Raw genomic sequence first — 6,026 nt, 5'->3', positions numbered from 1 at the left:
ATGGCCGACATCCTGAAGAAGGAGGGGGTGGAGGTGAAGTACGCCATCCATCCCGTCGCCGGGCGCATGCCGGGTCACATGAACGTGCTGCTGGCGGAAGCCAACGTGCCGTACGACGAGGTGTTCGAGCTGGAGGACATCAACCGCGACTTCGGGACGGCGGACGTGGCGTTCGTGATCGGCGCCAACGACGTGACCAACCCGGCGGCGAAGACCGACCCGCAGAGCCCGATCTACGGCATGCCGATCCTCGACGTGGAGAAGGCCAAGACGGTGTTCTTCATCAAGCGCTCGATGGCCTCGGGCTATGCCGGCGTGGAGAACGAGCTGTTCTTCCGCCCCAACACCATGATGCTGTTCGGCGACGCCAAGAAGGTCACCGAAGAGGTCGTCAAGGCGATGGAACATGCCTGAGCGTGATGTGGAGGGCCGCAAGGCCCTCCGCTCCCCGCATCTCAAGGACGCCGAGGAGGACCTGTCGGGCCTCCTCGACTTCGTCCCGGCCGAAGCGGCCGGGGGGCCGAAGATGTCGGCCTACCTGATCGTCGAGGCCGACGTGCACGACCCCGTCGCCTACGACGAGTACAGGAAGCTCTCCTCGGAGGCGGTGCGGAAGCACGGCGCGACCTTCCTGGTGCGCGGCGGCGCCATGCATGTGCTGGAGGGCGACTGGCAGCCCAAGCGCATCGTCGTGCTGGCGTTCCCCTCCGCCGAGGCGGCGCACGCCTTCTATCACAGCCCCGAGTACGAAAAGGCCCGCGACGCCCGCAAGCACGCGGCCAAGCTGAACATCATCCTGGTCGAGGGGATGTGAGGGTCAGCCGATCCGGCCGATCCGCCCCAGCCGCAGCGCCCCAAGCCAGCCCGCCGGATCGTTCCAGCGCACGCCGAAATCCACCGGGAAGTGCCGCAGACCAGCGCGGCTGTAGAACCCTCTCCCGCCCCGGGAGAGGGTTTTAAACTCAGCCCTTCTTCACCCCGAAGCAATGCTCCAGCGCCGGGAAGCGCCGCGCCTTCACGTCGGCGGCGTACTCCGCGGCGGCGCGGTCGATCTGCTCGCCCAGCTGGGCGTAGCGGCGGACGAACTTCGGCGTGAACTCGGCGAACAGGCCGAGCAGGTCGTCGGTCACCAGCACCTGCCCGTCGCAGGCCGGCGAGGCGCCGATGCCGATGGTGGGGATCGCCACCTCCTCGGTGATGGCGCGGGCCAGCGGCTCCATGGTGCCCTCGATCACCACGGAGAAGGCGCCGGCGTCGGCGATGGCGCGGGCATCGGCGCGGATGCGCTCGAAGGCCGCCGGGTCGCGGCCGACCGCCTTGTAGCCGCCCGCCGTGTTGACCGCCTGCGGCATCAGCCCGACGTGCCCCATCACCGGCACGCCGCGCGCGGCGAGGAAGGCCACCGTCTCCGCCATCTCGGCGCCGCCCTCCAGCTTCACCGCCTGGGCGCCGGTCTCGGCCAGCACGCGCGAGGCCGTGCGGAAGGCGGCCTGCGGCGATTCCTGGTAGCTGCCGAAGGGCAGGTCGATGACCACGCACGCCCGGACGCTGCCGCGCACCACCGCGGCGCCATGCGCGATCATCATGTCCAGCGTCACCGGCAGCGTCGAATCGAAGCCGTACACCACCATGCCCAGCGAGTCGCCGACCAGCAGCAGGTCGACGTGCGGGTCGAGTCGCCGGGCCACGGGGGCCGTGTAGGCGGTCAAACAGACGATGGGCTCGCCGCCCTTGCGGGCGCGAAGCTCCGGCACGCCGGTGCGGCGGGTGGTGGTGGTGGCGCTCATTCGGCGTGCTCCGATGGAAGGAGGGGCACAAACGCCAAAACCGCCCTCGCGCAGGCGCGGGGCGGCAGGCTTGACGCATCGAAGGGCGGGCGCGGGAAACCGCGCGCCCGGCAGCTACGACTTAGTAGCCCTCGCGCTCCATGCGCTTGCGCAGCAGCTTGCGGGTGCGGCGCACCGCTTCCGCCTTCTCGCGCGCGCGCTTCTCCGAGGGCTTCTCGTAGTTCCGGCGCAGCTTCATCTCCCGGAAAATGCCCTCGCGCTGCATCTTCTTCTTGAGCGCGCGGAGGGCCTGATCGACGTTGTTGTCACGGACCAGAACTTGCACGGTTGACCGTCATCCCTTCTGAGGCGCCCGCAAGCGCCTGTGTTTCGCCAAGCAATGAGAGGGGATGCGCAACCGGGCGCACCCCTTCAGCGGCATTTGTGTATCATGCCTTGCCGGAGAAGGAAAGGTTTGAATCGGCTTTGCCGCTCCAAGGGCGCGGTTGCCGAGGCCGTGCTTGCTCCCAGATAATGGGTTATGGCCCTTTTGAAGATCGCCCGCATGGGGCATCCGGTGTTGCGCGCCAAGGCTGAGCCGGTGCGCGACCCCGCCGATCCGGAGATCCGGCGCCTCGCCGCCGACATGATCGACACGATGCTGGACGCGCCCGGCGTCGGCCTGGCGGCGCCGCAGGTGCACCAGGGGCTGCGCATCATCGTCATCCGCGTGCCGGCCGACCGCTCGGGCGGCGAATCGGTGCCGGACACGGTGCTGATCAACCCGGAGATCGAGCCGCTCGGCGACGAGATGGAACTGGGCTGGGAGGGCTGCCTGTCGATTCCCGGCCTGCGCGGGCTGGTGCCGCGGCACAGCCGCATCCGCTACCGCGGCATCGGCGCGGACGGCGAGCCGGTGGAGCGTGAGGCCGAGGGATTCCATGCCCGCGTGGTGCAGCACGAGGTGGATCATCTCGACGGCGTGCTCTACATCGATCGCATTCCGGACCTGCGCCTGTTGGCGTTCAACGAGGAATCGCACCACATCGCGGCCGCGCTGGCGGCGCAGCAGGAGGGTTGAGCATGGACACGCCGATGCAGATGGATTCGGTGCGGGACGAGATCCTGCTTTCCACCCTGCCCAACGTGGTCTTCGACGGCTGGAGCGAGGTGTCGCTGCGCGATGGTGCCCGCATGGCCGGATTCGATTCGGTGATGGCGCACCGCGCCTTCCCGGGCGGCGTGCCGGAGCTGGTCGAGCACTTCGGCGCCTGGACCGACCGCCGCATGGCCGAGGCGATGGCCGAGCACCCGCTGGCGGAGATGCGCACCGGCGACAAGGTCCGGCTGGCGTTGCGCACCCACTTCGAGGTGCTGGCCCCGCACCGCGAGGCCAAGCGGCGCATGATGGCCTTCCTGGCGATGCCGCAGAACGTGGCGCTGGGGCTGCGGCTGCTGTACCGCTCGGTGGACGCCATGTGGTTCGCTGCCGGCGACGATTCGACGGACTTCAACCACTACACCAAGCGCGCGCTGCTCGCCGCGGTGCTCAGTGCCGCCACCTTCTATTGGCTGGACGACCAGTCGGAAGGGCACGAGGAGACCTGGGCCTTCATCGACCGCCGGCTGGCCGACGTCATGGGTGCCGGCAAGGCGATGTCGGCGGTCGGCGGCATCGGCGGCCTGATCTGGCGCCTGCCCAGCCCGATGCGATTCGCCCGCCAGATGCGCCAGCGCACGGAGAGCGCGCAGGCGGGGAACGCGACGACGCACATGGCGGAGAACATCTGAGGCTGCCTGGGGCGTACTCAAGCTTCACGGATTTCACGGACGGCTTATTCTTGTGCGGCATCAGCGTGCGGGTGAGCGGGCGCGCCGCAAGATCCAGAAAAATCCGTGAAATCCGTGCGCAAATCCGCGCAATCCGTGAAGCCCTAGTTGTCTCCCGCGGTCGCGGCCCGCCGCTTCTTCGGCTTCTTCGCCGCCTGCGCCCGCAGCGCCGCCTCAAGGGCCGGGCGGGCCCAGGCGAGCATGTCCTCGCCGTCGTCCAGCACCGAGTCGGGCGGGCGGTGGTAAGGCATCGTCATCGGCTTGTCGGGGAAGGGCCTGAAGGGCGGCAGACCCTCGGCCTCGTACGCCGTACGCGTACGCTCGTCGGTGCGCAGGTACAGCACCTCGTCCGCGATCAGCGCCATCATCACGCCGTCGCAGTACACCCCGTACCCGCCGAACATACGGCGGGCACGGACCTCGCCCATGGGGGACAGCAGCTCGCAGACGAGGTCGGCGAACTCGTCCCGGCGCGGCATCGGGTGCCTTACTTCTTGCGGAAGGCGTCGAGGGTGACGACTTCGCCGCGCTTCGGCTCGTCGGAGGCGGCGGGCTTGGCCTCCTCCTTGGCTGCGACGGCCTGCGGCGCGCGCTCGGCCAGCGGGGCGACGGCCGCCGACTCGGCGGGCTGGGCCGGCTGGAACTGCAGCGCGAAGTTCACCGACGGATCGGCGAAGGTGGTGATGGCGCCGAGCGGAATCTCCAGCCGCTCGTGCACGTTGTTGAAGCTCAGCGTCACCGCGAACTTCTCCTCATCGATCTCCAGCCCGTAGTACTGGTACTGCAGGACGATGGTCATCTCGTTCGGGTACTGGCCGCGCAGGTACTCCGGGATATCGACGCCGGGGTAGCTGGTGCGGAAGGTCAGGTAGAAATGGTGGTTGCCGGGCAGGCCGCGGTCGGCCACCTGACGGAGCGCATCGCGCACGACGCCCCGCAGGGCGGTTTCGACCATCTTGTCGTAACGGAGCTGCTCTTTCGCCATTCGGACGCCGGCCTTTAAAAGGAAGTGTGGGCCTTCTGTTGCTAGGCGGCCCACGAACCCCACCTTCGAGTGCTACCCCGAAGGGATTTGATTTAGGCTAACCAGCCGCCGTTAGGCAGCGAGGCGAGCCTGAGCAACGTTGTCGTTGGCAACTATTGCAATGGCCCGATAACGGCGGAACCATGCCGAGCGAAGACCATGCCTTTACCACGCGTGTCGATCCTGTTTCGCCCCCATGAGCCCGCCCGCCGGAGCAACCGGAGAGAGGGGATTGGTGGAGGCGCCGGGTACCGCCCCCGGGTCCACAACGCTTATTCCGCAAGGCGTTTATCGCCATAGTCGGGCGAACCCGACGCCCGTAATATAAGCACGTCCGCTCCGTAAAGGAAGGGGGCAGGGCACTCCCCGCAGCCATAATTTTCTGGAATTTTCCCCCGCCTCGTCTAGGAATGGCGGTGGGGTCCGGGAGCGACCCCCCAGATGCTGGAGAACCCATGCCGATCACCCCCGATCAGCGCGCCGAGATCGACCGGCAGCGCGCCGTCACCATCGAGACCCGCCGCGCCACCGTGCCGGCGCTGGAAGAGATCCTGTACGAGCCCATCGAGGTGCTCGACCATGGGTTCGTCCGGGTCATCGACTACATGGGCGACGATTCGGCCGTGGTGCAGGCGGCGCGCGTCTCCTACGGCAAGGGGACCAAGAAGGTCAGCGAGGACGCCGGCCTCATCAAGTACCTGATGCGCCACCGCCACTCGACCCCGTTCGAGATGTGCGAGATCAAGTTCCACGTGAAGTTGCCGATCTTCGTCGCCCGGCAGTGGATCCGCCACCGCACGGCGAACGTCAACGAGTACTCGGCGCGCTACTCGATCCTCGACCGCGAGTTCTACATCCCGGCGCCGGAGCAGCTGGGCGCCCAGTCCTCCAACAACCGTCAGGGCCGCGGCGACGTGCTGGAGGGCGAGGAGGCGGCGCGCGTGCTGCAGATCCTGCGCGGCGATTCCGAGCAGTGCTACGCGCACTACGAGGAGCTGCTGAACGCCCGCGAGGACGGCACGGTCATCGACGAGTCCCGCCAGGGCCTGGCGCGCGAACTGGCGCGCATGAACCTGCCGCTGAACTACTACACGCAGTGGTACTGGAAGGTGGACCTGCACAACCTGCTGCACTTCCTGTCCCTGCGGGCCGACAGCCACGCCCAGTACGAGATCCGGGTGTACGCCGAAGCGATGCTGGACGTGGTGAAGCGCTGGGTTCCGGCGGTGTACGAGGCGTTCACCCAGTACCGCCTGGGCGGCGCCCACCTCTCCGCCACCGGCCTGGAGATCGTCAAGCGCCTGCTGGCCGGCGAGCCGGTGACGCAGGAGACCAGCGGCCTGTCCAAGCGCGAGTGGCGGGAACTGATGGAGTCGCTCGGCCGCGCCGAGTAGGGCGGGCGCGGG

General features: G+C 68.2%; 9 protein-coding genes and 1 other RNA gene. 5 read left to right on the top strand and 5 right to left on the bottom strand.

Annotated features, from left to right (window positions below; genetic code table 11):
- Positions 1–414, top strand: a 414-nt coding sequence (locus tag ACRWK7_RS19875) for an NAD(P)(+) transhydrogenase (Re/Si-specific) subunit beta (RefSeq protein WP_431858016.1), incomplete at its 5' end; no start/stop codon positions are given.
- Entirely contained in the window at positions 407–814 is a 408-nt protein-coding gene (locus ACRWK7_RS19870; RefSeq protein WP_431858015.1) for a DUF1330 domain-containing protein, read from the top strand. The genes ACRWK7_RS19875 and ACRWK7_RS19870, both read left to right, overlap by 8 nt.
- Before the next feature lie 148 nt (positions 815–962).
- Here the strand turns inward: ACRWK7_RS19870 and panB are convergent, their stop codons facing one another.
- Together panB and rpsU are read right to left on the bottom strand one after the other, a co-directional pair.
- Positions 963–1,787 carry a 3-methyl-2-oxobutanoate hydroxymethyltransferase gene (gene panB / locus ACRWK7_RS19865; protein ID WP_431858014.1) on the bottom strand — a complete coding sequence of 275 codons (825 nt, stop codon included), beginning with the start codon at positions 1,785–1,787 and terminating at the stop codon, positions 963–965.
- A gap of 121 nt (positions 1,788–1,908) precedes the next feature.
- A complete protein-coding gene (rpsU, locus tag ACRWK7_RS19860) occupies positions 1,909–2,112 on the bottom strand; it encodes a 30S ribosomal protein S21 (protein ID WP_012974546.1) in 204 nt (67 codons plus the stop codon).
- A gap of 195 nt (positions 2,113–2,307) precedes the next feature.
- On the opposite strand from rpsU, the gene def reads away from it, so the two are divergent.
- Together def and ACRWK7_RS19850 are read left to right on the top strand one after the other, a co-directional pair.
- Entirely contained in the window at positions 2,308–2,847 is a 540-nt protein-coding gene (gene def, locus ACRWK7_RS19855) for a peptide deformylase (protein WP_431858013.1), read from the top strand.
- A gap of 2 nt (positions 2,848–2,849) precedes the next feature.
- Positions 2,850–3,557 (top strand): COQ9 family protein, encoded by a 708-nt coding sequence (locus ACRWK7_RS19850; protein WP_431858012.1) that lies wholly within the window; start codon positions 2,850–2,852, stop codon positions 3,555–3,557.
- A gap of 143 nt (positions 3,558–3,700) precedes the next feature.
- Here ACRWK7_RS19850 and ACRWK7_RS19845 read toward each other — a convergent pair whose 3' ends face one another.
- The 3 genes from ACRWK7_RS19845 to ssrA form a co-directional block, all read right to left on the bottom strand.
- On the bottom strand, positions 3,701–4,075 hold the full coding sequence (locus ACRWK7_RS19845) for a TfoX/Sxy family protein (protein WP_431858011.1): 375 nt from the start codon (positions 4,073–4,075) through the stop codon (positions 3,701–3,703).
- Positions 4,076–4,083: 8 nt separating this feature from the next.
- The gene (locus ACRWK7_RS19840; RefSeq protein WP_431858010.1) at positions 4,084–4,581 is read right to left on the bottom strand and encodes an SspB family protein; all 498 of its coding nucleotides are present in this window, start codon (positions 4,579–4,581) and stop codon (positions 4,084–4,086) included.
- Between the two features lie 23 nt (positions 4,582–4,604).
- Positions 4,605–4,974, bottom strand: a transfer-messenger RNA (tmRNA) gene (gene ssrA / locus ACRWK7_RS19835).
- 101 nt (positions 4,975–5,075) lie between these two features.
- On the opposite strand from ssrA, the gene thyX reads away from it, so the two are divergent.
- The gene (thyX, locus tag ACRWK7_RS19830; RefSeq protein ID WP_431858009.1) at positions 5,076–6,014 is read left to right on the top strand and encodes an FAD-dependent thymidylate synthase; all 939 of its coding nucleotides are present in this window, start codon (positions 5,076–5,078) and stop codon (positions 6,012–6,014) included.
- The last annotated feature ends 12 nt before the right edge of the window (positions 6,015–6,026 follow it).

The sequence above is a fragment of the Azospirillum sp. genome, assembly GCF_050789165.1.
This window is presented reverse-complemented; position numbering and strand designations above follow the sequence as displayed.

What these genes read in the sequence shown, in the direction of transcription:
- ACRWK7_RS19850 (WP_431858012.1), top strand. Translation starts at nt 2,850, where the DNA reads ATGGACACGCCGATGCAGATGGATTCGGTGCGGGACGAGATCCTGCTT.
- ACRWK7_RS19870 (WP_431858015.1), top strand. Translation starts at nt 407, where the DNA reads ATGCCTGAGCGTGATGTGGAGGGCCGCAAGGCCCTCCGCTCCCCGCAT.
- ACRWK7_RS19840 (WP_431858010.1), bottom strand. Translation starts at nt 4,581, where the DNA reads ATGGCGAAAGAGCAGCTCCGTTACGACAAGATGGTCGAAACCGCCCTG.
- def (WP_431858013.1), top strand. Translation starts at nt 2,308, where the DNA reads ATGGCCCTTTTGAAGATCGCCCGCATGGGGCATCCGGTGTTGCGCGCC.
- thyX (WP_431858009.1), top strand. Translation starts at nt 5,076, where the DNA reads ATGCCGATCACCCCCGATCAGCGCGCCGAGATCGACCGGCAGCGCGCC.
- panB (WP_431858014.1), bottom strand. Translation starts at nt 1,787, where the DNA reads ATGAGCGCCACCACCACCACCCGCCGCACCGGCGTGCCGGAGCTTCGC.
- ACRWK7_RS19845 (WP_431858011.1), bottom strand. Translation starts at nt 4,075, where the DNA reads ATGCCGCGCCGGGACGAGTTCGCCGACCTCGTCTGCGAGCTGCTGTCC.